Raw genomic sequence first — 24,605 nt, 5'->3', positions numbered from 1 at the left:
AACTGACGAACCATCAAATCGAAATGCAGAATCAGAAGCGTTATATAGAAGAATTGGAAGATCAGAAGTCAAGGTTATGTGAACAAATTGAAACAAAAGACGAGGCAATTCAAGAATTGACACATTCGGCAAGACTACTGGAAAACGAAACCGACGTATTGAAGAAACAGCTTGAAGCATCCATAAAAGAAATTGAGGAGTTAAAGACTTTCAGAGGCTGGATCAGAAGAAAATTTCGCAGGCCTATGGGGCAATGATCATATTTCAACGGGGGATTTGAGCTTATGAATATCGAGTTCGATTTTTCGAAATCACCGGGTAAAGTGTTGTTATCCCGAGATCTGCATTTTGAAGGAAATCCTTTGGTGAGCATTATTACGCCTTATTATAATGCGGGGAAGTATTTTCGTGAAACGGCAAACTGCGTTTTGAATCAAACGTTTCCATTTTTTGAATGGATAATCGTGGATGACGGGAGCACCAATCAAAATGATGTTGCGCTGCTTAAGCAGATCGCAGCCACAGATTCCAGAATCGTGCTGCTGCATAAAAACAATGGCGGACCTTCTGCTGCCAGAAACTTGGCGATCAAACACTCCAAAGCAGATATCATTGTGCCGCTTGACGCGGATGATTTGATTGAGCCTACATTTTTGGAATGCGTATATTGGTCGCTTTTTACACATCCTGAGGCGAGTTTCAGCTATGCGGATAGTGTGGGTTTTTTTGAGCAGGAATATATATGGAAACAGCCGTTTAGTGCAAACAAAATGAAATCTGAAAATATACTTGTCTATTGTGCAGGCATTCGAAAAAAAGATTTGCTGGAGATCGGCCTTCAGACAGAAGAGCAGAAATATTTGTACGAAGATTGGCATATGTGGCTGAAGCTGCTTGCAAAAAGAAAAATCGGCATCCATATGGGGTGGATCGGATTTTGGTACAGACGCACTGATACGGGTGTGCTCAGCAAAATCCGAAAAAACGAAGAATTGGAAAGCATATCGAAAAAGATGATTTCGCAGTTGGCGAAACAAGTGGATGATGACATTCAGTTTATTGAGTATCCCCGGATCAAAACATCGCATGAAACGGCCTTTTCGAAAATTAAAACATGGAATTGGGATCGCAAACCGGTTATTTCGAATCAAAAAACGAAAATTTTAATGCTGTTGCCCCATATGGTAATGGGTGGGGCGGATTTGTTCAATCTGGATATTGTAACCAGAATTGACAAAAACAAATTTGAAGTTTCTGTGATTACAACCAACCCGGCTGAATCGACTTGGAGACAACGTTTTGGAGAGCATGTAACGGATTTGTTTGAGCTTCCCACCTTCCTGGATGTGGAGCATTGGGCGGCGTTTATTCATTATTTTATTCGATCAAGGAACATTGAAATACTGTTTGTTTCAAACAGTTACTATGGTTATTATCTGCTGCCATGGTTGCGAAAGGAATTCCCTGACCTGATCATGTTGGATTATGTGCATTCTGAAACCTGGTATTGGAGATCCGGAGGTTATGCACGCAACTCCGGGGTTATGGGAGAAATTATTGACAAAACGTATGTTTGTACGGAACACTTGCGGAATATAATGATTGAAGTTTTCGGTAGAAATCCCGAGACGGTCGAAACGTTGTATATTGGAGTTGATGATGAAGAATATAATCCGGATTCGATTCAAGCAGGCATCATAAAGTCCCAGTTGAATATCTCGCAGGAAAGGCCGGTCGTGTTGTTTCCGTGCAGAATCGATTTGGAGAAGCGCCCTTTCTTGATGCTCGAAATCGCCAAAAGATTGAATCAACGTGTGAGGGACGTAGCGGTAGTAGTTGTTGGTGATGGTCCTTGCTTGAATGAACTGCGGGAAAAGATCCGAACCGAGGGATTGGAAAATACGGTCTACTGTGTGGGCAGACAAAAAGATATGAAGCCCTATTATAAAGACAGCGATGTAACCTTGGTTTGCTCTCTTAAGGAAGGCATTAGTTTGACCTCATATGAATCTTTGGCGATGGGGGTTCCGGTCGTCAGTTCTGATGTCGGCGGGCAGAAGGAACTCATAAACGACAAAGTAGGAAGAATCGTTCCGCTCTATCAGGACGAGACGAAAGATTTGGGCAATCGAAATTATTCTGATGAAGAAATCGATCATTACGTTTCCTTGTTGCATGACATCGTAAAGTTGACAAATGATGAAAAGCAGAACCTGTCGACTGAATGCCGGAATCGAATTAAACATGGGTTTACCAAGAATCAGATGGTGAAACGACTGGAAAGTGAATTTTCGGATTTTAAAAATGGGGAAGGCAAAGAAAATCGGGAATACGTCGCATCTTTGCTGCGAAAATTGCCGAATTTGATCGATGATTTCACAACGGTCTTCCATGAGTTCATCAAAAAAGATATGGAAGCGAACGAAATTTGGAAGGCCAAGCTTTACTTCGAGGAAATGCTGAGAAATCAAACAACTTTACACGAAATGCCGGCTAATCAGATAAATGATTATGCTGTTCAAGAGTTGCAACGTATCTATAATATGCGCACATGGAAATTGATCCAACGATACCGCAATTTAATGGACGGAAAGTCAGGTCGCATTTTCCGTAAAGTAAGGGACCTTCTTTTCAATAGATGAGAAAAACAAGCGAAGGAGAAAGACACATCATGCAATTGGCCGCGGTTATTATGGCGGGAGGGAAAGGCGAGAGATTTTGGCCCAAAAGCAGAACCAAGCTCCCCAAACAATTTTTGAATATATTCGGAAGCAAAACATTGATACAACAGAGCATAGAAAGATTGGAGAAGTTAATCCCCATTACACGGATCTTTGTGGTTACAAATGAATTGTATGCCGAAATCATAAAGGCACAAATTCCTCATTTGCCATATGAAAACATCATCATTGAGACGGTGGGAAAAAATACCGCCCCATGTATAGGTCTGGCATCAATTATAATTGAGGAAAGATTCCCGGACAGCACCATGGTTGTGATGCCGTCCGACCACCTGATCAGAGATGAGGAAGAACTGTTGAATATTTTAAAAGCCGCAATAAAATACAGCGAACAAGACCACGTTATTACTTTGGGCATAAAACCCAGGTACCCGGAAACAGGTTATGGCTATATTCAAATAGACACAAGTTCAAAAATAAGCGATGATCCTCCCGTATATGGTGTGAAAAGATTTGTGGAGAAACCGGACATCCGCTCGGCCCAAGTGTACTACAGTCTGGAGGATTATTATTGGAACAGCGGCATGTTTATTTGGAAAGTGAGTTTGATTCGCCGGTATATTCAAACATTTTTGCCTGAGATACATGATCTTCTCGAAATCATGAAATCTGAAATGAAGTTTAACAATACCCGAGAGGTAGTTAGTAAGCATTATCATAAAATGACAGATATATCAATTGACTATGGAATAATGGAAAAGATCGATGGAATCCAAATGATACCGTGCAACTTTGGATGGGATGACATCGGCAGCTGGACTGCATTGGAACGAATTAATGATACGGATGAATTCGGCAACGTTATAAAAGGCAATATCATGAGTATTGATACGAGAAGGTGTATAATCGAGAGTAACGGAAAGCTTATTGCGACGTTGGGAGTGGAAGATTTGATTATTGTGCAAACCGAAGATGTGACTTTAATCTGCCACAAAAACAAAGCGCAGGACATTAAAAATATCATTACCGAACTAAAAAGTCAAAAGAAGGATCAATATTTATGATAAATGTAGAAGTTCGAGAACAACAGAAAGATGTATCCGTTGTCTATCACTATTTGCGGCTCATCAGGCCGAAACAGTGGATAAAAAATATTTATGTATTTGCTGTTTTGTTCTTTTCACAAGGTTTTTTTGATCTTCACAACCTTTTGTTGAATGTTGTTCTGTTTATCTGTTTTTGCTGCATTTCATCGTCCGTGTATGTGTTAAATGACATCAGCGATATCGAGAGAGACCGCAATCATCCCAAGAAAAAATATCGTCCTCTTGCCAGTGGGGCCATTTCCAAAACAAAAGCGTTGTTTGTAATGATTCTTCTGCTAATTATCGCGTTTGTTTTGGCGGGTTTATTGGATCTTGGTGTCTTGTTTGTCATCGGGTTCTATTTTTTGTTGAATATAGCCTATTCGTTTTGGTTCAAGCATTACGTCCTTGTTGATTGTTTTATCATTGCAATAGGGTTTATGCTCAGGCTTATATCCGGATCTGTTTTGTTTAATATTCAGCCTTCCAGTTGGATTATCCTGTGTACCTTTCTATTGTCGTTGTTTCTGGCGCTCAATAAAAGAAGAAGCGAGCTGGTTTCGGTCGATCAGCAATCCGGAATTACAAGAACCAATTTAATGCATTATTCCGTTCCATTAATAGATAATTTGATAACGACGGTGAGCTCCGCCACTTTTATTTCTTATTGCATTTATACATTAAGCGCCTCAAAACATGAATATGCGGTTCTTACGATAATACCGGTCCTGTATGGAATTTTCAGATACCAGTACTTGGTCGTGATGAAAAACTATGGAGGAAGCGTGGAAGAAACGCTGTTGAAAGATAAAACGCTGCTTTTTTCGATTGCAGTCTGGATTGTAATGAATTTGGTTATGTTGTATTTGGAGTAGAACCGTGAAAAGAATCGGCACTAAAGGGATACTGCAGTTTTTCAAGTATGGATTGATGGGAAGCATTTCGGTTGCCGTCAATTTGGCAATGTTCTATATCTTGCTCTTGATTGGAGTAAATTATCTCCTCAGCAATGTGGTTTCATACTTCGTTGCCACTCTTGTTTTTTTTCTTTTAAATAAGATCTATGTATATCAACAGAGAGATAACATACGGCTTCGTTTGTTATTCAAGGAATTTTCGTTGTTTTTTGCAACCAGAATTGGAACAACCGTAATCGAAAGCCTGCTGTTGTTTATATGCGTGGATATATTCAAGCTTCATGTTTTTTATTCGAAAATCGGGATCAGCGTGGTTATAATCATATTGAATTACATACTATCGACATTTTTTGTTTTCAGGCAAGGGGGGGCGGTTGATGACGACAAACAACGTTACAGTTGAACGGGATAATCATCATTCCTTTTTAATAAGTGTTTATCTGACCGCATTTGTATTTTTATTGTATGCGTTGAGTACTCTCGGATTTTATGTCGGAGTGCCGATGAATGCGTCGATATTTCCGATTTCCGTTGTTTTGACGGGTTACTTGTTCAACCTTTACGGGGTGCGAAAGTTTAACCTTGTTTCGACCAAAGGTTTTATCGTTTTATCGGCTTGGGCGATAATTGCTTTGCTTTCCTCCATTGCAATTAATTATTTATTTTATGATGTATCATGGGATGGTCAGACTTATCATTTGGAAGGCGTCATAGCTCTTGACCAAGGATGGGATCCCGTTTATTCGGTGTCTCCCGACGCCAAAGTTCACGATCTTTGGTTGACGCATTATCCCAAGTTCACATGGGTCATAGGGGCGGCCGTCTATTCGTTTTTTGGCGCGATCAACACGGTAAAATTCTACAATTTGTTGTTTGTCATTATCGCCTTTCTTTACAGCAGGTATATTTATTCCAACATCTTTAAATTGGGAAAAGGTTATTCGTTTTTGCTTGCTCTTTTGACCGGTATTACCCCTATTACTGCTGTGCAACTCTTTACCAATTACGTGGACGGTCTGCTGCATTTGGTTTTCGCAATCACGCTTCTGGGGATGTATACATTACTGTTTGATAAAGACCGCAAATACCGCCAACTTCACCATATTGTAGTATTTTCAAATTTGATCTTCATGATCAATATCAAGATGACTGGCGCCGTCTATGCCTGCATTCTTGTTTTCATTTTTGGTATTCTTCAATTGATTTACTTAAGAAAAGTAAAATTGGCTGTCGTTAAGTCAGCATTTTTACTCTGCAGCGTTCTTCTTGGATTAACCCTGTTTGGAATGAACCCATACATCACGAATATAGTCAATAAAGGTCATATTTTCTATCCTTTAATGGGGAAAAACAAAATGGTGTTTTCGCAAGGAGGAGAGTTTGACAGTTATTCTCCTGTGAAGAAGTTTTGGCTGAGCATATCTTCGCGCCCTGTGAACAGTGTCCAGACGGAAGAAATGAAAAGGGTAAATCTGCAAGCTTTTAAACCGGCCAACATTGTAACGGATTTCAAAAAATTCTTTATTCCGGATATGAGAACCAATGCCTTTGGTCCGCTTTCGTTTCCGCTGTTCATATTGTCAGGAATCTTGATTTTGTATGTGCTGGCTGCCAGCCGGCGGCAGATGCTGACGGAAAAATTATTCCTGATCGTGTCAATTATCGGAACCGTAATGGTGAACTCTGAGGCTTGGCAGTTGAGATATGCTTCTCAGCTTTGGTTGCTGTTTGTTGCAGTCTTGCTCTTCGTGACACAAGAGAAAAAGCTTCATAGCCGGGTAATTTCTTTCATCATATCTGCAATAATGTTAACGAATATTTACGGGATTTTTACGACTAATTTCTCGTTTCAAATCTTGGCGTCTGACGTCCGGGAAAATGAATTTGCGGCAATAAAACAGGAGTTTGAATCCGTTCAAGTTAATTTTAATACTTTTTATTCCACCAGAATTCTTTTTCAAGAGCATGACATACCGTACGAAGAAATCAATGAGCCGCCTCAAGAATTCAGGGGGTTCTCATTTTCGGATATTCAATTTAACGGGGTAACGAACGAGGCGAAAACTGAATGAAACGAGTATTGATGATCTCCAATTACTATTATCCTTATGTTTCGGGAATGACCGAATACACCAAGAAATTGGCGGAGCTGTTGTCCGCCGAACGGGGCATTGAAGTAACTGTGCTTGCCTCTCAACACGACCGTACTTTAAAAAGAGAAGAAGTAGTAAACGGGGTAAGAGTTGTCCGAAGCCGTGTCTTGGGGAAGATCAGCAAGGGTGTCATCAGCCCGCAGTTTATTCGGGATGCGCTGCGATTATCCAAAGAAGCCGATGTTGTGCATCTGCATTTGCCCATGATCGAGAGCGGTTTATTGTGCTGTATCATTAATCGCAAAAAATTGGTGATCACCTATCATTGTGATATTTACTTAAAAAACAGCATTTTGAATAAAGCAATAATGAAAGTAATGGACTGGTCCTCCATTCTATCGTTTAAGAGAGCATCCGCGATCTTGGTGATTACCGATGACTATGCCAGGCATTCAAGGGTCTTGAAGCGGTATATAGAAAAATGTTATGAGGTTGTTCCGCCCGTTAAAGAATACTGTTATTCGAATCCTTCGTATAGAGAAAATGAAGATATGCACTATGTGGGTTTTTGCGGGAGGATTGTTGAAGAGAAAGGAATTGATTATTTAATAAAATCGGTTCCTTATGTGCTTGAGCAAATCCCGAACACTGTATTTTTGATCGGCGGCGACTATAAAAATATTGTCGGGGGGAGCATCTACTCCGAGCTTTTGAAGATCATGGATGAAGGATATAAAGATCGTATTAGATTTTTGGGCAAGATTCCTGAAGAAAAAATGCAGGCATTTTATTCTTCGTTGGATGTATTTACGTTGCCCAGCATCAACTCTCAAGAGGCTTTTGGATTGGTGCAAGTTGAAGCGTTGCAATGCGGAGTGCCGGTGGTCGCGTCTGATTTGCCTGGGGTCAGACAGGTGGTGCTGAGAACAGGAATGGGGAGAATATGTAAAATTAAAGACGAACGCTCATTGGCTGATTGCATTGTTGATGTAATCAAGAACAAAAACAGTTTTGAAAATGCGAGGGAAAAAGCTCTGGAACTCTATAACAAGGAAAAGACGGTTGAATCCCATCTCCGCGTTTATCAAAAAGCAACCATATAAAAGTGATCGCGATCTTGTTCGGGGTACCATTTCGATGAAGAGGGGTGATTGGTTCTGAAGGGAATTATACTGGCCGGAGGCACCGGTTCTCGTCTTTATCCGTTGACAAAAGTTACAAATAAACATCTGCTTCCGGTAGGCAAATATCCAATGATATATCATGCCATCGCCAAGTTGAAACAGGCTGGTATCTGCGATATTCTCATTGTGACCGGCAAGGATCATATGGGTGATGTGGTCAACTTGCTCGGCAGCGGACGAGAATTCGGAGTCGATTTCACTTACAAAGTGCAGGATGTAGCAGGCGGAATTGCACAGGCTCTCAGTCTTGCCGAGTGTTATGTCAACGGAGATCGAATGATCGTCATACTCGGAGATAACATTTTTAGCAACAGCATCGTACCTTTTGTTGAAAATTATAAAAAACAGCCTGGCGGGGCTAAGATATTAATCCATAAAGTGCCCGATCCGCAACGGTTCGGTGTGCCGGAATTAAAGGATGGGCGGATCGTATCGATCGAGGAGAAACCGCAATCGCCGAGGAGCGAATATGCGGTTACGGGCATATATATGTACGATAGCAAAGTATTCGACTTTATCCGAAAGCTCAAGCCTTCCGCTCGTGGAGAGCTTGAGATTACCGATGTTAATAACAGCTATATTGAATCGGGGGAGCTAACCTACGATATTCTGGAAGGTTGGTGGACAGATGCAGGTACCCATTCATCATGGGTGCGTGCAAATGAGCTCGCCAAAGAAATTGCTTTGGGGGAAGAATTCGGTGCAGTTTAAATCAGGGCAGGTTGCAATCAAATGAAAATTGTGGACACGAAAATTCCTGGAGTAAAGCTGATTGAACCTGTTGTTTTTGGCGATTCCAGGGGTTTTTTCTTCGAAAGCTATAATGCGGATGTACATCGCCGGCATGATTTAAATTATGTATACGTTCAAGACAATCATTCGCTGTCCGTGAATGCCGGTGTGCTGCGCGGCCTTCATTACCAGCTAAATCCCAAAGCGCAGACGAAACTGGTGAGGGTGACGGCGGGGGCAGTGTACGATGTTGTGGTGGACATCCGCAAAGGATCGCCAACTTATGGCAAGTGGCAAGCTTTCATTCTGAGCGCCGAGAATAAACGGCAGCTTCTTATACCGAAAGGATGTGCTCACGGCTTCTGCACACTGGTGCCGGATACCGAGGTGCAGTACAAGGTCGACGAGTTCTATTCGCCGGAGCACGATCGCGGCATCGTCTGGAACGACCCGGAACTGGGGATCGACTGGCCGACCGCGGAACCGATTTTGTCGGAGAAGGACAAAAACCACCCGACGCTTGCGGAGGCCGAAAACAATTTTGCCTACGAAGGGTGATCTGCAACGTGAAACTTTTGGTTACCGGAGGCGCGGGATTCATCGGCAGCAATTTCATTCTGCATATGGTGCGCAAATACCCCCGATACCGGATTATTAATGCAGATGCCCTGACCTATGCGGGAAATTTGGCGAACTTGCGGTTTGTCGAGCACTGTCCTAACTACCGTTTCGTGAGAGCGGATATCGTCAACCACGCCGCCATGGAGCCGTTGTTCGCGGAGGGGCTTGACGCGGTGGTGAATTTCGCGGCGGAGACACATGTGGACCGCAGCATCCTGCAACCGGATCTGTTCGTGCGAACGAACGTGCTCGGTACGCAGACCCTGCTCGAACTCGCGAAGAAGTACAAAGTCGGCAAGTACGTGCAGATCTCGACGGACGAAGTGTATGGCACGCTCGGCGATACGGGTTATTTCAACGAGGAATCGCCGCTCAGGCCGAACAGTCCGTATTCCGCAAGCAAGGCGGGCGCCGACCTGCTCGTCCGCGCATATCATGAGACATACGGTCTCGATGTCAACATCACGCGTTGCTCGAACAATTACGGGCCGTATCAGTTTCCCGAGAAGCTTATCCCGCTCATGATCCGCAACGCGCTGGCGGATCAGCTTCTGCCGGTCTACGGCGACGGACTGCATGTGCGCGACTGGTTGTATGTAGAGGATCATTGCGAAGCTGTGGATCTGGTCCTTCACAGGGGGAAGGCCGGCGAAGTCTACAATATCGGCGGCAACAATGAGCGGCGCAACATCGAAGTTGTGAAGACGATCCTCGCGGAACTGGGCAAACCGGAATCGTTAATCCGGTTCGTGAAGGATCGTCCGGGACATGACCGGCGCTATGCCATCGACGCGACAAAGATCCGCCGTGATCTCGGCTGGAAGCCGCAATACGACTTCGAGACTGGGATCCGGAAAACGATCCGCTGGTACCTGGACCATCAGGACTGGATGAACCAAGTGGTGTCCGGGGAGTATCTCAAGTATTATGAAGAGCAGTACCGTGACCGGCAGGGATGAACATGACCGACGCGATGAAAATATTGGTTACCGGAGCAGGCGGCCAATTGGGAAGAGAGCTTGTTCTGCTGCAAGCTCCACGGAACATGGAAATCGTTGGCTTTGACCGGAATGGGTTGGACATCACGGATCTCGAACATTGCCGAAGAGTGATTCGAACGCACAAGCCGGATGCGGTTATTCACTGCGCGGCTTATACGAAGGTAGACCAGGCCGAGTCGGAACCTGATGCGGCATACCTCGTCAATGCGTACGGCGCGCGCAATGCGGCCGTCGCGGTCGAGGAAATCGGAGCGAAATTCATCTACATCAGCACGGATTACGTGTTCGACGGCAAGGCCGACAAGCCCTATCGCGAATACGACCGGACGGATCCGCAGACGGTTTATGGCCGTTCCAAGCTGGCCGGCGAGCAGATCGTCCAGTCGCTGTGCAGCCGCTACTTCATTGTGCGGACGTCATGGGTGTACGGAAAACATGGAACCAACTTCGTGAAAACGATGATGAAACTGGCCGGGGAGCAGGACAGGCTGACGGTCGTCCGCGACCAGATCGGTTCGCCGACCTATGCCCTGGATCTGGCGCGATTCTTGCTGGAACTGGTGAGAACCGATTATTTCGGTATTTGGCACGCTTCCAACTCGGGGTTCTGTTCATGGTACGAGTTTGCCAAGGCGATCTTTGAGGAGAAGGGGCTGAACGTGCAGATAGATTCGTGCACGTCGTCCGAGTTTCCGCGGCCGGCGTCCAGGCCTGCGTATTCGGTGTTGGATCATGGAGCTATCCGGATGCACGGACTCATTCCGCTAAGGCCGTGGCGAGAAGCGTTGCGAGATTTCTTGCGACAGTTGGATTAATTATTGAAATTCCGAGGTGCGTCATGAATATCCGCAAAGCCATTATTCCCGCGGCCGGGCTTGGGACCCGATTCCTTCCTGCAACGAAGGCGATGCCGAAGGAAATGCTTCCGATCGTGGACAAGCCCACCATCCAGTACATCGTGGAAGAAGCCGTAGAGTCGGGAATCGAAGATATCATTATCGTGACGGGCAAGGGCAAGCGTGCGATCGAGGATCATTTTGATTCCAGCTTTGAACTGGAGTTCAACCTGCGGCAAAAAGGGAAATACCGGATGCTCGAAGAAGTGCAATATCCCTCGAACATTGCAGATATTCACTATATCAGGCAGAAAGAACCCCGCGGACTCGGGCACGCGATATGGTGCGCGCGGAAATTTATCGGCAACGAGCCGTTTGCGGTGCTGCTGGGCGATGACATCATCCAATCCGACGGATATCCCGCTCTGCGGCAGATGATCGATTTATTCAATGAACTGCAATCATCGTTAATCGGTGTTCAGCGTGTTTCCAAACAAGAAGTGTCGCGCTACGGAATCGTGGACGGTGTGCCTGCAAGCGAACGGGTGTATCGTCTTCACCGATTGGTCGAGAAACCCGATATCGAGAGCGCGCCTTCCAATATGGCCATCATGGGCCGATATATCCTGACTCCCGCCATTTTTGACATCCTGGAGAATCAGGAACCGGGAGCGGGCGGCGAAATCCAGCTGACGGACGCAATCAGCGCCCTGGCAGAAACCGAGAACGTGTACGCTTACGAATATCTCGGGACGCGATACGATGTGGGTGAAAAACTCGGATTCATCAAAACGACAATGGATTTCGCGCTTCAGCGGGATGACTTGCGCGGGAATTTGATTGCCTACATGAAAGAATTGCTCGAGCGTTACGGGGAATCCAACGGTGGTTGATATGTCATCATCCAAGCCCGGCGCGCCGACGGTCGGCGTATGCATCGTCACGTATAACAGCGCAGGCGACATCGCCGAATGCCTGGAAGCGGTGCGCAGGCAGACCCATCCGGTCGCATCGATCGTCGTCGTCGATAACGCGTCTACGGACGGCACGCGGGACGTGTTAAGCAGGTTTGACGACATCCGGCTTATCCTGAACGATTGGAATACGGGCTTCGCCGGTGGGCAGAACCGGGCAATTGCCGCGGCGGCGCCTTCCGACTACGTGCTTGTGCTGAATCCTGACGTCGTGCTCGAACCGGATTACATAGCGGAGATTATTGCGGTCATGGATCGCGACTCGCGCATAGGCAGCGCGTCGGGCATGCTCGTGCGGGCTGACCGACCCGACGTCTTGGACAGCGCAGGGATCGGACTGAGACCGGACCGGAATGCGGTCGATCTGGCGGCCGGGGAGCCCGTCGCGGACTGGACAAGCCCGCGCGAAATTTTCGGCGTGTCCGGCGCGGCGGCCATGTACCGCCGGACGATGATCGAGGATGTCTCGGACAACGGACAGTTTTTCGACGAAGACTTCTTCGCGTACAAGGAGGATGTGGACGTCGCCTGGCGCGCGCGCCATCTCGGCTGGAGGGCGGTCTATGTGCCTTCCGCCCGGGCCGTGCACAGGAGGGGCTGGAAGCCGGGCGGACGGCGGTCGGTGCCGCTTTTCGTCAGACGTCATTCGTACCAGAACCGCTTTTTTACCTTGATCAAAAATGAACCTTTCGGACCGCATCTCTTCCTTCTTCTCCCGAGACTTGCAGTCATCGAGGCGGCCAAGTTGGGCTATATCCTCCTGTTCGAGCCGGGGTTGCTCGCATGCTGGCCGCGCATTGTGAAGCTGCTTCCGGCCATGCTGGGCAAGCGGCGCCGGCTGTTCCGACGTGCGGTGTCGAAGCGCGGCGATATCTAGTGGAAGATTGTTGGTAGGATTCATTTTTTCTGCTAGAATTGTAGTGAATGATTAAATGGCCTCGGTCATCTGTGGGTGAGTGCGGTGTTAAGGCAGAATCAGCGATTTCTGACGCAAATTTATGTGCTTTTCGATGCGGTCGGCATGATCGTCGCTTTTCTTGCGGCGTACTGGATCAAGTTTGAAAGCGGTTGGCTGCCCGGAACGGAGGCATTGTCATTCAGTTCCTACCTGCTCTGGGGGCTCGTATACGCCATTCTTGCCGTGCTTGTCGGCTATTCCGCCGGACTCTACAAACCGCGGCGGCGGACGAAACTCTCGACGGATGTCTGGAAGCTCGGGCAGGTGCATCTGCTCAGTTTCGTCGGGCTGCTCAGTTTCCTCTATTTCGCGAAAGAGATCCACGTGTCGCGGGAGTTTCTCGGCATCTTCCTGGGACTGAACCTGACAGTACTGTCCGTCTACCGGATCGCGGTCAAGATGACGCTGTTCCGCCTGCGCCGCGCGGGTTACAACAAGAAGTATCTGCTCATTCTCGGCGCGGGATCGGTTGGGCGCAATTTCTATAAGAGTCTGCTGCAATATCCCGAGCTGGGCTATGAGGTCTTCGGTTTTCTAGACGACAACCTGAAGGAACATCCTCCCACAGGCCATCGGATGCCGCCGATTCTCGGCGGGCTGGATCGCCTTGATGAAGTGCTTCGCAATCACTTGATCGATGAAGTCATCGTTGCGTTGCCGCTCGCGGCATACGAGAAGTACGCGGAAATCATCGAGACCTGCGACAACGCCGGCGCGAAGACGCTGATTATCCCCGACTATTTCGATCTGCTGCCGGCGCGGCCGTACTTCGATAATTTTGCGGGCATTCCGCTCATCAACGTGCGCGACATTCCGCTGGATGAGCTCGGCAACCGGCTGCTGAAGCGGGTTTTCGATATTGTGTTCTCGATCGCGGCCATCATCGTGACGTCGCCGATCATGCTGATTGCCGCCATCGGGATCAAGCTGACGTCGCCGGGTCCCGTCATCTTCAAGCAGGAGCGGATGGGGCTGGATCGGCGCACCTTCGTCATGTACAAGTTCCGGACCATGCATGTGTCGGATCAGAAGACGGCGGACACGCAGTGGACGGTGGAGAACGATCCCCGCCGCACGAAGTTCGGCGCCTTCCTGCGCCGGACGAGCATCGACGAACTGCCGCAGTTTTTCAATGTGCTGAAGGGCGATATGAGCGTTGTCGGCCCGCGTCCCGAGCGGCCGTATTTCGTGGAGCAGTTCAAGGACGAGATCCCGAAATACATGGTGAAGCACCACGTCCGCCCGGGCATCACCGGCTGGGCGCAGACGAACGGGCTGCGCGGCGATACCTCGATCCAAGACCGGATCAACCACGATTTGTATTATCTCGAGAACTGGTCGTTCATGTTTGATCTGAAGATTATCATCTTGACGATCTTGAGGGGATTTGTGAACCGCAATGCCTATTGACATCACGTGTCTGACGGGGAGCAGGCCGAACGTGTCGGTTATCATCCCGACGCTGCAGGCCGGCGAAGAACTGCGCAGGCTGATCGAAAAGCTGCAAAACCAGACGCTTGCGCCGCGCGAGATCCTCGTTATCGACTCGGCTTCGACGGACGGTACGCCTGAGATCGCGTTGGGCTGCGGCGCTAGAGTAATCGGGATCGATCGGAAGGACTTCGACCATGGCGGGACGCGCAATCTGGCCGCGTCATATGCCGTCGGCGAAGTTCTTGTCTTTATGACGCAGGATGCGGTACCGGCGCATCCGGAGATGCTGGAGCGGCTGGTGGCGCCGCTGGAGGACGAGCGGATCGCTTGCGCCTATGCGCGGCAGGAGCCGCGTCCCGATGCGGGCGTGCTGGAGCGGTTGACACGCGCGCACCTATACCCGGAACAGCCGGACGTGAAATGGAAATCGGATCTTCCGCGGCACGGCATCCGAACGTTTTTCTGTTCGAATGTATGTGCGGCTTATCGGCGGGATGTGTTTGAGCAGCTGGGACGTTTTCCGTCGCCGGTGCTGTTTAATGAAGATTTGTTCTTCGCGGCGCGGTGCATTCTGGCGGACTACGGAGTGGCGTATGCGGCTGACGCGCGCGTCGTCCACTCCCACGATTATACGCTCGTGCAGCAGTTCCGGCGCTACTTCGACAACGGCGTCTCTATGTGCGGCAATGACACGGTATACGCCTGGTCGGGGGTCGGCCGATCCGGGGGCGGCATGGTGCTCGCCATCACGCGCGAACTGATCCGAAGTCGGCAGATGCGGTATATCCCGCGGCTGCTCATGGAATCGGCGGCGAAGTTCATCGGTTATCAGCTCGGCAAGCGTCACCGGCTGCTGCCTGGAGCACTTTGCAGAAGGTTCAGCATGCACCGCGGCATTTGGGATCGGTATTACCAGACCCGTTCGGCCGGCGAGACGCTACAGGGATAGTCTGTCAACCGGAGGTGGGTTGAGGATGCGGAAAGGTCTGATCGCCGCTTTGGTCGTCATCGTGCTGCTGGCGGTCGGCGGTTATGCGGGCGTGCAATACGGCAAAAAATTCATCGCGGAACGCGTAATGAATGAAGTGGTCGAGCAGGTGCTTCAAGACGAGGAAGTGCGCCGGCTGATGGACGATCCGGAAGTGCGCCAGGCGCTGCGCGAAGCCGTGTCTGCGGAGGATCTGGAGCGGCTGCGCAACGAAATCGGGGCAAAGCTTGGAAGCGGCGGTTCTGACAGCGGCTCGGGCAACTCGGCTGGCGATACGGGCGATGGCGCGGGCGGCAAGTCCGGTTCCGGAAGTCCGGCGGCAGACGGCGAAAGTCTGGTCATCACCAGCATCGAAGAAGCGGAGGCGCTGGTGCTCGAGAAATTTTCGATCGGCGAGATCCGCCGGTATGCGGCGATGGCCGGTGACGGCCTGACGGCAGAGGAGAAGCAGAAGATTCAAGAGGAAGCCATGAGCCGATTCACGGAGCAAGAATTGCAGGCGCTCAAGCTGATTGCACTGATGGAAGCGGAGAAGCGGCTTGGGGAGTAGCGTGGGTTGAAGCCTTTTCGGGAACCGGCCGTATCTTTCCCGGCTTGCAACCTGCTCTGCACCCGCCTATACTGATTCACGAATGCGCGCCGCACGAATCACAGAAAGGTCAGATGCATCATGGCATGGTTTTATGTACTCATCGGCGGGCTGCTGGAGATCGGCTGGGCATACGGTATGAAAGAGTCGGAAGGCTTCACGCGGCCGCTGCCAAGCGCGGTGACCATCTTCCTGCTCATCGTCAGCTTCTATTTCTTCGCGAAATCGATGACGATGCTGGAGACCGGCGTGGCGTACGCCGTCTATACCGGCATCGGGACGGCCGGTACGGCCATCATCGGCATGATGTTCCTGGGCGAGTCGGCCGACCCGCTGCGGATCTTCTTCCTGGCGCTGCTCATCGGCGGCATCATCGGCTTGAAGGTGATCAGCCCGGAAGAGCCGCAGAACAAGAAGCAGACGGACGAAGGAGGGGCAGGCTGATATGGCATGGATCTGGCTGCTGATCTCCGGACTCGGCGAAATCGGCGGCGTTACCTTTATCAAGCTGTCGGACGGCTTCAAACGGTGGAAACCGACCGTCGGCGTGGCCGTTTCAAGCTTCATCAGCTTCTACTTCCTGTCGCTCGCGCTGCGAGAAATTCCGATCGGCACCGCATACGGCATCTGGACGGGCATCGGAGCGGCGGGAAGCGTGCTGCTCGGCATGGTGCTGTTCAAGGAATCGCGGGACATCCGCAAACTGCTGTTCATCGCGATGATCATCGCCGGCGTCGTCGGACTGCGGTTCTTCGGCGCGTAAGTCCGCGCCGGCCTGCATACCCCTGGCACTGCAAAGCCAGGGGCTTGGCATTTTTCAGGGGATGATTCACCGCCGCACGGATACACTATCTGGAAAAAAGGAAAGGCTGAACCACCATGCGGCGTTCTTTCCTCGCAGCGGCGATACTGGCGGCACTGCTCCTGCCGGCGGTCCCCGCGCCGGCGGAGGCCATGGCGGCCCAGGCGGCCGGGCCCGGCCTGAAGCCGCCCGCACATCCGGCCGAGCCGGAGGCACCGCCCGCTCCCGCGCACACCCCGAGCCGCCCGGATGTGTGCGCCCCCGCTTCGCCGGCGGACCTGAAGCGGCGCGTCCCGTTCACCGTGTTCGCGCCGCGCACGCTGCCGGCAGGCTGGGTCCCGGCGGTCTGCGCCTACCCGCCGGGCAGCCGGCGCGTGTACGGCCTGCGCATCCAATTCCGCGCGGCCTGGACGGCGCTGCCGCCGGCCGGCATCCTCGGGGACCGGATCGCCGGCATCGCCCAGACGAAGCCGTACCTTGCGCAGCTCACGGACAAGCACGGCGAGCCCGTGCGGCTGCGCGGCCGGACCGCGCGGTTCGAGCCCTGGCCGTCCGGCGCCCGCGACGAAACCGGCCGCGCCTTTCACGGCGGCGTCCTGCGCTGGATCGAGCAGGGCACGCTGATCGAGATCGACAGCCGTTTCCTGACGCGGGAGCAGATGATCCGGCTGGCGGAAGAGCTGCGGCCGCTGTCCGGCACATCCGCCGGAAGCGTTCGGCCGCAATTGCCAATTCTCCCCGGCAATTCTATACTGGGGATGCAGGACAGACACGCCCGGACCTGACGCGTCTGACCAGGTCCGGGTGCGGCTCGGGGCTCAAGGGAGGCGGACGCGGTTGATACGGATCGGGCTGGCGGGATGGGGCGACCATCCGTCGCTCTATCGGCATGCCCGGCAAGCGGGCGGGAAACTCCAAACCTACAGCGGCTGGTTCGACATCGTCGAAGTCGATGCGTCGTTCTACGCCATCCAGCCGGAGAACGTGACGGCGAAGTGGGCGTCCGAGACGCCGGCCGGCTTCGGCTTCATCGTGAAGGCGTACCAGGGGATGACCGGCCACGCCCGCGGCGGCGTGCCGTACCCGGACACGGCTGCCATGTTCGCCGCATTCCGCGCGTCGCTCGAACCGATGCGCGAAGCGGGCAAGCTGCTCGCCGTCCTGTTCCAGTATCCGCCGTGGTTCGACTGCACGCGGGAGCACGTGAACAAGCTGCGCGAAGCCCGGGCGCTGATGGACGGCATCCCGTGCGCGCTCGAGTTCCGCAACCGCACCTGGTTCGAGGCCGGCATGCGGGATAAGACGCTCGCGTTCATGAAGCGGGAAGGCTGGATCCACAGCGTGTGCGACGAACCGCAGGCCGGGGAAGGCTCGATCCCGATCGTCGATGAAGCGACCGATCCCGGCCTGACCCTCGTCCGGTTCCACGGCCGCAACGCGGCCGGCTGGAACGCCGGCGGGCCGGGGTGGCGCGACGTGCGCTACCTGTACCGCTATGCCGAAGCGGAGCTCAAGGAATGGATGCAGCGGTTGAAGCGGCTTGAGGCGCAGTCCGGCACGGTCTGCGTCATTTTCAACAACAACTCCGGCGGCGACGCCGCGGACAACGCGCTGCAGCTCATGCGCATGCTCGGCCAGCGCCCGCCGCGCGGCAGCTTCGACCGGCCCGAGGAGCCCGAGCAGATGGACTTGTTCGAACTTTAAATTCCAAGACAAGGAGTGAGGCTGGCGATGGCCAACGTGCGGCATGTGGCCGAAACGACGACGCTGAACAACGGCGTGAAAATGCCGTGGTTCGGGCTGGGCGTCTACAAGACGCAGGAAGGACCGGAAGTGGAACAGGCGGTGGCCGCCGCCCTGGAGGCCGGCTACCGGCTGATCGACACCGCCGCGCTGTACGGGAACGAGAAGGGCGTCGGCAACGCGATCCGGGCCAGCGGCATCCGCCGGGAAGACATTTTCGTCACGACGAAAGTATGGAACAGCGACCAGGGCTACGACGAGACGCTGCGCGCGTTCGAAGCGAGCCTGAGCAGACTCGGCTTCGACTACGTCGACCTGTACCTCGTCCACTGGCCGGTGAAAGGCAAATACAAGGACACCTGGCGCGCCCTCGAGCGGCTGTACAAGGAAGGGTATGCGCGCGCGATCGGCGTCAGCAACTTCCACATCCATCACCTGGAGGATCTGCTGTCCTCGTGCGAAGTGAAGCCGGCCGTGAACCAGGTCGAGTGCCATCCGCTGCTCACGCAGGAGGAGCTGCGCAAATACTGCCGCGATCAGCACATCGCCTTCCAGGCGTGGAGCCCGATCATGAAAGGCCAGCTCGACCTGCCGGTAATCACGGAACTGGCGGCGAAATATGGCAAGACCCCGGCCCAGATCGTGCTGCGCTGGGACCTCCAGAACGACATCCTGACCATTCCGAAATCGGTTCGCCCCGAGCGCATCCGCGAGAACGCGAACATTTTCGATTTCGAGCTGTCTGCCGAAGACATGGCCCGCATTGACGGCCTGAACCGGAACAGCCGGTTCGGCGCGGACCCCGACAATTTCAATTTCTGAGTCAATTTCTGAGCCTCCGGCGCCCTGCGGGAACCGCTGCCTGTTCCGCCGCGCCATGCATCTCCGGCCGCCCGGCGGTGAACACTACGAGCGGACATGAGCGGCCGCCCGTTGACAACCTCGAACTGTAACGAATATAATTACAGTACGAAGCGAGGTGCCCTCATGAACAGCGAGTTCACCATAGCGGTGCACAGTCTCGTCCTGCTGGCGTACCTTCCCGAGCGGATGGCATCCAGCGAGACGATCGCGGAGAACGTCCAGACGAACCCGGCGCGCATCCGCAAAGTGATGAGCGTGCTCAGGAAGAGCGGCTTCGTCGAGACGCGGGAAGGGGTGCGCGGCGGCTACCGGCTGGCGGTCGAACCCGGCGAGGTGACGCTCGGCGACATCTACCGCGCCATGGCGCAAGGGTCGCTCATGCCGGGCTGGTGCTCGGGTGATCCGGAGATGGACTGCATCGTCGGCTCGAACATGCGGACGGTCATGAACGGCATTTTCTGTACGGCGGAGAAACGGCTGGAGGATTACTTCGACAGCATCACCATCCAGGCCGTGCTCGGTCAGATCCGCGCCTGCTAGGTGTGCCGGGCTTGTCTCAAGCCCTCGCATACAGCGCGGAGCGCAGCATGCGCTTCGACATCTTGACGAGGAAAGGAGATCAGACGATGGCTATCGAACTGACGAAAGACAACTTCCAGGCGAGCATCGCCGAAGGCGTGACGCTGGTTGATTTCTGGGCGCCCTGGTGCGGCCCTTGCAAAATGCAGCTTCCGATCGTGGAGGAGCTGTCCGCGGAACTCGGCGGCCAGGCGAAGATCGGCAAGATCAACGTCGACAACGAGCCGGAGCTCGCTTCCCAATTCGGCGTCATGAGCATCCCGACGCTGATCCTGTTCAAGGACGGCCAGCCGGTCGACAAAATGGTCGGCCTGCAGCCGAAGGAAGCGCTGAAGACGAAGATCCTCGCGCACGTGTGATCCCGCGGCGGCCGAACACGAAGCCTGCGCCATCGTCATCTCCAGTGCGGATGACGGTTCGCGCGGGCTTTTTTATCTGGATTTTCGAATGAGAATTTTTTAATAATGGAGGAAAAATAATACTAACCATAGAATTGTTTCCTTCCACAATAATCTGGACGGAGAGATCGTCTCTTTATGGCAACATTTATTCTAAAGTTTCGTCAAAAATCGACCGATTCGATTATTAAAAGTATACAATTCTTTGGCGGAGAAATCGAATACGTATCTCCAGTCCTGCCTATCATTGCATTTCAATCTGACCAACAAACAGTGAGAAGGATTCGGGAACATGTTGCATATGATTATTTATTTAAAGCACCTGACCATGGGTCATTGCTTGAGCACGGATCCTTGACTTCGCATTATACGCCGCTGAATATAGTCCCAAAAGTAGATGCCTCCAGGCTTCGATCAGCCGGACTTACCGGTTGGGGTGTTGTTGTTGCCATATTAGATTCAGGAATCTCTGAAGAGTGGGTCAGAGAGCGTCATGATTTTACCGGATTCGGCAGTCAGCCTGTAATCGATCATGGGAATAAAGTAGCTAATATAATTAAGCGGTTTGCCAGAGGCAGCAGGTTAATCAGCTGCAAAGTTGGGCAAAATTATCATGATCTGAAACTGACGGATGTTCTGAAGGCGATTGACTTTGCAATAAGCCAGCAAGTGCATGTTGTCAACATGTCTTTGGGGTTTGAAATCGAGAACTGCAGAAGGGGACATGGATGCCCCTTATGTGATGTTGTAAATTACTATACGCATCATAATGGGGTACTCTTTGTAGCAGCCGGTGGCAATGATGGAGAAGAAGGCTCCATAAGGTGTCCTGGACGCTCGTTTGAAGTTATTACGGTTGGTTCCATCAAACAACAGTCTTTGGCGGTTGCCGATTATAGCAGCAAGGGACTACCCGGCTTTAACAAGCCGAATATTTTGACTTCAGGATCTATATACTTTGATGGGAAGTACGATGAGGGAACATCGTACTCGGCACCCTTAATAGCAGGTGTATCCGCGGCACTAATGACAGGGGCTCAAATGTCTGTTGCAAAAGTCAAGCAGCTTCTTTACACTAGTGCGGAACGCATTGAGCGTGTACCGGAACATCACCAGGGATTCGGAGTATTTAGTATTGAGAAGCTAATGGAGGTACTTGAAAATGAAAAGAGTATTGCTGCGAGTGAGGGACAAGAACCAAGTTAGTTTATTGTCTGACTATGGTTCTGTCACTTACGTATCCCCGGTGATCAATTTGGTGGGAATGACGATCGAGGACGATAAACTTTACATGCTTCAGTCCGACCAGAATGTATTGCAAGTTGACATTGTGGAGGATGGAAGCTTTTTGGCGCAAGTATGAAGGAAGTTTCCATGCATAGATTACTTTCAACGCTGGTCAGAACCGCCAGCGTGTTTTTATTATTGCTGAAGTGTTGGGGTGTTTTGATGATGAACTGAAATAGCACGTGAGAGATGACCTGACTTTAAATACCTAAAGCCCTCATGTATAATGGCGAGAGATGATAACGGCCAGGGACAAGGAGTTGCAAGAGCATGGGGCTTAAAGCGGGTATCGTCGGTCTTCCCAACGTCGGGAAATCGACGCTGTTCAACGCCATTACGCAAGCGGGCGCGGAGTCCGCGAACTATCCGTTCTGCACGATCGACCCGAACGTCGGCGTCGTCGAAGTGCCGGACGAGCGGCTCGACAAACTGACCGAGCTGGTGAAACCGCAGCGGAAAGTGCCGACCGCCTTCGAATTCGTAGACATCGCCGGCCTCGTCGCCGGCGCGAGCAAGGGCGAAGGGCTCGGCAACAAATTTCTGGCGCACATCCGCGAAGTGGATGCGATCGTGCACGTCGTCCGCTGCTTCCAGGATGAAAATATTACCCACGTCTCCGGCAAGGTCGATCCGCTGAGCGACATTGCGACGATCAACCTGGAGCTGATTCTCGCCGATCTCGAGACGGTGGAGCGGCGCCTCGAGCGCGCCCGTAAGAACACGAAGAGCGGGGAGAAAAAATATATCCAGGAAGTCCAGGTGCTGGAGCGGATCCGCGAGGCGCTCTACAATGACCAGCCGGCGCGCAGCGTGGAGCTGGACGACGACGAAAAGCTGCTCGTCCGCGACCTGCATCTCATCACGAGCAAGCCGGTCCTGTACGCGGCGAACGTCAGCGAGTCCGAAGCGGCAAACGCGGACGGCAATCCGCTCGTCCAGGCCGTCCGGGCCTACGCCGAATCGGAAGGCGCCGAAGTCGTGCCGATCAGCGCGAAAGTGGAGGCCGAGATCGCCGAGCTCGACGGCGAGGACAAGGCGCTGTTCCTGGAGGAGCTCGGCATCAAGGAATCCGGCCTGGACCGGCTGATCAAGGCGGCCTACAAACTGCTCGGCCTGCAGACGTACTTTACGGCCGGCGAGCAGGAAGTCCGCGCCTGGACGATCCGCAAGGGCACGAAGGCGCCGCAGGCGGCCGGCGTCATCCACTCCGACTTCGAACGCGGCTTCATCCGCGCCGAGGTCGTCTCGTACGAGGACTTCGTGGCGGCCGGCTCGATGAACGCGGTGCGCGAACGCGGCCAGCTGCGCCTCGAAGGCAAGGACTACGTCGTGCAGGACGGCGACATCATGCACTTCCGCTTCAACGTCTAGGGACGCGCGAACCGCTCATGCGGCGAAAGGGCCTTGCGCCCTTTTTTCGTTGGAAGATGGTTGATTCTGCCGCCGCTTTCCGGCGCGGGATGCCGGCACGCAGGGGGCGCGTTTGTGGTATAATGAAAAGTACGGAACTTGGAAGCAGGGGTGTTCATCGATGTTGCTGGACCGTTTGCAGGCGCTGGCGGACCGCTACGAGAAGCTGAGCGAGCTGCTGTGCGATCCCGCGGTCGCGGCCGATCCGAAGCGGCTGCGCGAATATTCGAAGGAACAATCGGATCTGGAAGAAGCCTATCAGGCTTATATCGAATACAAGAAAGTCGTCGCGCAGCTGGATGACGCGAAGGCGATGCTCGGCGAGAAGCTGGACGATGAAATGCGGGACATGGTCAAGCAAGAGATCGAGGAACTGACCGCGCGGCGGGAGGAGCTGGAGAAGCGCATCCGCGTCCTGCTGCTGCCGAAAGACCCGAACGACGACAAGAACGTCATCGTCGAGATCCGCGGCGCGGCCGGCGGCGACGAAGCGGCGCTGTTCGCGGCCGACCTGTACCGGATGTACACCCGTTATGCCGAAAGCCAGGGATGGCGAGTCGAACTGCTTGACGCGAACGTGAGCGACCTCGGCGGCTTCAAGGAAGTCATCTTCATGATCTCCGGCAAAGGCGCTTACAGCAAGCTGAAATACGAGAGCGGCGCGCATCGCGTGCAGCGCATTCCGGTGACCGAGTCGGGCGGACGCATCCATACGTCGACGTCGACGGTGGCGGTGCTTCCGGAAGTCGAAGAGGTCGAAGTCGAGATTCTGGACAAAGACATCCGCGTCGACACCTTCTGTTCCAGCGGCGCCGGCGGCCAGTCCGTCAACACGACGAAATCGGCCGTGCGCGTGACGCACATCCCGACCGGCATCGTCGCGACGTGCCAGGACGGCAAGTCGCAGAACGACAACAAGCAGAAGGCTTTGCAGGTGCTGCGCGCGCGCATCTACGAGATGCGGCGGCAGGAGGAAGAGGCGAAGCTTGCGGGCGAGCGGCGGAGCAAGGTCGGCACCGGCGACCGGAGCGAGCGGATCCGGACCTACAACTTCCCGCAGAGCCGCGTCACCGATCACCGGATCGGGCTGACGCTGCATAAGCTCGACGCCGTCATGAACGGCGAGATCGACGAGATCATCGACGCGCTGACGCTGGCCGAGCAGGCCGAGCTGCTCGAGCAGGAGAACGCGGCGATCGTCTGATCTTGAGGCGGCATTGGCGTCAAAGACGACAAGAACGGAACGAACGGAAAGGAGGCTGCCGGATGGCGGACAAACGGAGGGAAGCCGCCCGTTTCGAGCCGGCCGAGGGCCTCACGATCGGAGAAGCCTGCCTGCAGGCTTCTTCTTTCTTGGCCGGGTGCGGCGTGTCCGAGCCGCGCGAGAACGCCGAGCGGCTGCTCATGCACGCGCTCGGCCTTGACCGCG

Annotated in this window: 26 protein-coding genes and 1 pseudogene; all 27 read left to right on the top strand. The window is 52.6% G+C overall.

The features are described from left to right. A partial coding sequence (locus KJQ12_RS16880) for a hypothetical protein (protein ID WP_213486265.1) occupies positions 1–257 on the top strand: 257 nt, incomplete at its 5' end. A gap of 27 nt (positions 258–284) precedes the next feature. Beyond that, the gene (locus tag KJQ12_RS16875) at positions 285–2,642 is read left to right on the top strand and encodes a glycosyltransferase (RefSeq protein WP_213486263.1); all 2,358 of its coding nucleotides are present in this window, start codon (positions 285–287) and stop codon (positions 2,640–2,642) included. Positions 2,643–2,671: 29 nt separating this feature from the next. Continuing rightward, complete coding sequence (locus tag KJQ12_RS16870; protein WP_213486261.1) at positions 2,672–3,745, top strand: mannose-1-phosphate guanylyltransferase; 1,074 nt, start codon at positions 2,672–2,674, stop codon at positions 3,743–3,745. After that, entirely contained in the window at positions 3,742–4,641 is a 900-nt protein-coding gene (locus tag KJQ12_RS16865; protein ID WP_213486259.1) for a decaprenyl-phosphate phosphoribosyltransferase, read from the top strand. Before KJQ12_RS16870 ends, KJQ12_RS16865 begins: the two co-directional genes overlap by 4 nt. Before the next feature lie 55 nt (positions 4,642–4,696). Further along, positions 4,697–5,086, top strand: a complete 390-nt coding sequence (locus KJQ12_RS19930; protein ID WP_425315987.1) for a GtrA family protein — start codon at positions 4,697–4,699, stop codon at positions 5,084–5,086. Then, positions 5,061–6,755, top strand: coding sequence for a hypothetical protein (locus KJQ12_RS16855; protein ID WP_213486254.1), 1,695 nt, complete (start codon positions 5,061–5,063; stop codon positions 6,753–6,755). Before KJQ12_RS19930 ends, KJQ12_RS16855 begins: the two co-directional genes overlap by 26 nt. Further along, a complete protein-coding gene (locus KJQ12_RS16850; protein ID WP_213486253.1) occupies positions 6,752–7,879 on the top strand; it encodes a glycosyltransferase family 4 protein in 1,128 nt (375 codons plus the stop codon). The genes KJQ12_RS16855 and KJQ12_RS16850 overlap by 4 nt, the downstream gene beginning before the upstream one ends. Before the next feature lie 54 nt (positions 7,880–7,933). After that, positions 7,934–8,671: a sugar phosphate nucleotidyltransferase gene (locus KJQ12_RS16845; RefSeq protein ID WP_213486269.1), complete on the top strand. Its 738-nt coding sequence runs from the start codon at positions 7,934–7,936 to the stop codon at positions 8,669–8,671. A 21-nt stretch (positions 8,672–8,692) separates the two neighbouring features. Then, positions 8,693–9,250 carry a dTDP-4-dehydrorhamnose 3,5-epimerase gene (gene rfbC, locus KJQ12_RS16840; protein WP_213486252.1) on the top strand — a complete coding sequence of 186 codons (558 nt, stop codon included), beginning with the start codon at positions 8,693–8,695 and terminating at the stop codon, positions 9,248–9,250. 8 nt (positions 9,251–9,258) lie between these two features. After that, a complete protein-coding gene (gene rfbB / locus KJQ12_RS16835; RefSeq protein WP_213486251.1) occupies positions 9,259–10,272 on the top strand; it encodes a dTDP-glucose 4,6-dehydratase in 1,014 nt (337 codons plus the stop codon). Between the two features lie 14 nt (positions 10,273–10,286). Next, complete coding sequence (gene rfbD / locus KJQ12_RS16830; protein ID WP_213486267.1) at positions 10,287–11,129, top strand: dTDP-4-dehydrorhamnose reductase; 843 nt, start codon at positions 10,287–10,289, stop codon at positions 11,127–11,129. Between the two features lie 23 nt (positions 11,130–11,152). Next, positions 11,153–12,043: a UTP--glucose-1-phosphate uridylyltransferase GalU gene (gene galU, locus KJQ12_RS16825; RefSeq protein WP_213486245.1), complete on the top strand. Its 891-nt coding sequence runs from the start codon at positions 11,153–11,155 to the stop codon at positions 12,041–12,043. Between the two features lies 1 nt (position 12,044). After that, positions 12,045–13,001, top strand: a complete 957-nt coding sequence (locus tag KJQ12_RS16820) for a glycosyltransferase family 2 protein (RefSeq protein ID WP_213486243.1) — start codon at positions 12,045–12,047, stop codon at positions 12,999–13,001. A gap of 84 nt (positions 13,002–13,085) precedes the next feature. Next, complete coding sequence (locus tag KJQ12_RS16815) at positions 13,086–14,492, top strand: undecaprenyl-phosphate glucose phosphotransferase (protein WP_213486241.1); 1,407 nt, start codon at positions 13,086–13,088, stop codon at positions 14,490–14,492. Between the two features lie 31 nt (positions 14,493–14,523). Continuing rightward, positions 14,524–15,465, top strand: coding sequence for a glycosyltransferase family 2 protein (locus KJQ12_RS16810; protein WP_213486238.1), 942 nt, complete (start codon positions 14,524–14,526; stop codon positions 15,463–15,465). Positions 15,466–15,490: 25 nt separating this feature from the next. After that, complete coding sequence (locus tag KJQ12_RS16805) at positions 15,491–16,054, top strand: hypothetical protein (RefSeq protein ID WP_213486236.1); 564 nt, start codon at positions 15,491–15,493, stop codon at positions 16,052–16,054. A 120-nt stretch (positions 16,055–16,174) separates the two neighbouring features. Beyond that, a complete protein-coding gene (locus tag KJQ12_RS16800; protein ID WP_213486229.1) occupies positions 16,175–16,537 on the top strand; it encodes a DMT family transporter in 363 nt (120 codons plus the stop codon). A 1-nt stretch (position 16,538) separates the two neighbouring features. Beyond that, positions 16,539–16,856, top strand: a complete 318-nt coding sequence (locus tag KJQ12_RS16795; protein ID WP_213486226.1) for a DMT family transporter — start codon at positions 16,539–16,541, stop codon at positions 16,854–16,856. A gap of 116 nt (positions 16,857–16,972) precedes the next feature. Further along, positions 16,973–17,680, top strand: a complete 708-nt coding sequence (locus tag KJQ12_RS16790) for a hypothetical protein (RefSeq protein WP_213486224.1) — start codon at positions 16,973–16,975, stop codon at positions 17,678–17,680. A 52-nt stretch (positions 17,681–17,732) separates the two neighbouring features. Next, a complete protein-coding gene (locus tag KJQ12_RS16785; protein ID WP_213486222.1) occupies positions 17,733–18,599 on the top strand; it encodes a DUF72 domain-containing protein in 867 nt (288 codons plus the stop codon). A 27-nt stretch (positions 18,600–18,626) separates the two neighbouring features. Then, positions 18,627–19,460, top strand: coding sequence for an aldo/keto reductase (locus tag KJQ12_RS16780; protein ID WP_213486220.1), 834 nt, complete (start codon positions 18,627–18,629; stop codon positions 19,458–19,460). Between the two features lie 165 nt (positions 19,461–19,625). Further along, entirely contained in the window at positions 19,626–20,042 is a 417-nt protein-coding gene (locus KJQ12_RS16775) for an RrF2 family transcriptional regulator (RefSeq protein ID WP_213486219.1), read from the top strand. 86 nt (positions 20,043–20,128) lie between these two features. Next, a complete protein-coding gene (gene trxA / locus KJQ12_RS16770) occupies positions 20,129–20,440 on the top strand; it encodes a thioredoxin (protein WP_213486218.1) in 312 nt (103 codons plus the stop codon). Between the two features lie 177 nt (positions 20,441–20,617). Then, positions 20,618–21,685 carry a S8 family peptidase gene (locus KJQ12_RS16765; protein ID WP_213486213.1) on the top strand — a complete coding sequence of 356 codons (1,068 nt, stop codon included), beginning with the start codon at positions 20,618–20,620 and terminating at the stop codon, positions 21,683–21,685. 351 nt (positions 21,686–22,036) lie between these two features. Continuing rightward, positions 22,037–23,137, top strand: a complete 1,101-nt coding sequence (gene ychF / locus KJQ12_RS16760) for a redox-regulated ATPase YchF (protein ID WP_015256616.1) — start codon at positions 22,037–22,039, stop codon at positions 23,135–23,137. 163 nt (positions 23,138–23,300) lie between these two features. After that, a complete protein-coding gene (prfA, locus tag KJQ12_RS16755; RefSeq protein ID WP_041854679.1) occupies positions 23,301–24,380 on the top strand; it encodes a peptide chain release factor 1 in 1,080 nt (359 codons plus the stop codon). A gap of 62 nt (positions 24,381–24,442) precedes the next feature. Further along, a pseudogene (locus KJQ12_RS19830) lies at positions 24,443–24,605 on the top strand (protein-(glutamine-N5) methyltransferase, release factor-specific); the annotation flags it as partial.

The sequence above is a fragment of the Thermobacillus xylanilyticus genome (assembly GCF_907165215.1).
GTDB lineage: Bacteria > Bacillota > Bacilli > Paenibacillales > Paenibacillaceae > Thermobacillus > Thermobacillus xylanilyticus.
This window is presented reverse-complemented; position numbering and strand designations above follow the sequence as displayed.

Bases quoted from the DNA above. Each gene is read 5' to 3' on its own strand.
- KJQ12_RS16790 (WP_213486224.1), top strand. From the start codon at position 16,973: ATGCGGCGTTCTTTCCTCGCAGCGGCGATACTGGCGGCACTGCTCCTG.
- trxA (WP_213486218.1), top strand. From the start codon at position 20,129: ATGGCTATCGAACTGACGAAAGACAACTTCCAGGCGAGCATCGCCGAA.
- KJQ12_RS16855 (WP_213486254.1), top strand. From the start codon at position 5,061: ATGACGACAAACAACGTTACAGTTGAACGGGATAATCATCATTCCTTT.
- rfbD (WP_213486267.1), top strand. From the start codon at position 10,287: ATGAAAATATTGGTTACCGGAGCAGGCGGCCAATTGGGAAGAGAGCTT.
- KJQ12_RS16850 (WP_213486253.1), top strand. From the start codon at position 6,752: ATGAAACGAGTATTGATGATCTCCAATTACTATTATCCTTATGTTTCG.
- KJQ12_RS16805 (WP_213486236.1), top strand. From the start codon at position 15,491: ATGCGGAAAGGTCTGATCGCCGCTTTGGTCGTCATCGTGCTGCTGGCG.
- KJQ12_RS16870 (WP_213486261.1), top strand. From the start codon at position 2,672: ATGCAATTGGCCGCGGTTATTATGGCGGGAGGGAAAGGCGAGAGATTT.
- KJQ12_RS16795 (WP_213486226.1), top strand. From the start codon at position 16,539: ATGGCATGGATCTGGCTGCTGATCTCCGGACTCGGCGAAATCGGCGGC.
- KJQ12_RS16865 (WP_213486259.1), top strand. From the start codon at position 3,742: ATGATAAATGTAGAAGTTCGAGAACAACAGAAAGATGTATCCGTTGTC.
- KJQ12_RS16780 (WP_213486220.1), top strand. From the start codon at position 18,627: ATGGCCAACGTGCGGCATGTGGCCGAAACGACGACGCTGAACAACGGC.
- KJQ12_RS16775 (WP_213486219.1), top strand. From the start codon at position 19,626: ATGAACAGCGAGTTCACCATAGCGGTGCACAGTCTCGTCCTGCTGGCG.
- KJQ12_RS19930 (WP_425315987.1), top strand. From the start codon at position 4,697: ATGGGAAGCATTTCGGTTGCCGTCAATTTGGCAATGTTCTATATCTTG.
- galU (WP_213486245.1), top strand. From the start codon at position 11,153: ATGAATATCCGCAAAGCCATTATTCCCGCGGCCGGGCTTGGGACCCGA.
- KJQ12_RS16800 (WP_213486229.1), top strand. From the start codon at position 16,175: ATGGCATGGTTTTATGTACTCATCGGCGGGCTGCTGGAGATCGGCTGG.
- ychF (WP_015256616.1), top strand. From the start codon at position 22,037: ATGGGGCTTAAAGCGGGTATCGTCGGTCTTCCCAACGTCGGGAAATCG.
- KJQ12_RS16765 (WP_213486213.1), top strand. From the start codon at position 20,618: ATGGCAACATTTATTCTAAAGTTTCGTCAAAAATCGACCGATTCGATT.
- KJQ12_RS16875 (WP_213486263.1), top strand. From the start codon at position 285: ATGAATATCGAGTTCGATTTTTCGAAATCACCGGGTAAAGTGTTGTTA.
- KJQ12_RS16820 (WP_213486243.1), top strand. From the start codon at position 12,045: ATGTCATCATCCAAGCCCGGCGCGCCGACGGTCGGCGTATGCATCGTC.
- rfbC (WP_213486252.1), top strand. From the start codon at position 8,693: ATGAAAATTGTGGACACGAAAATTCCTGGAGTAAAGCTGATTGAACCT.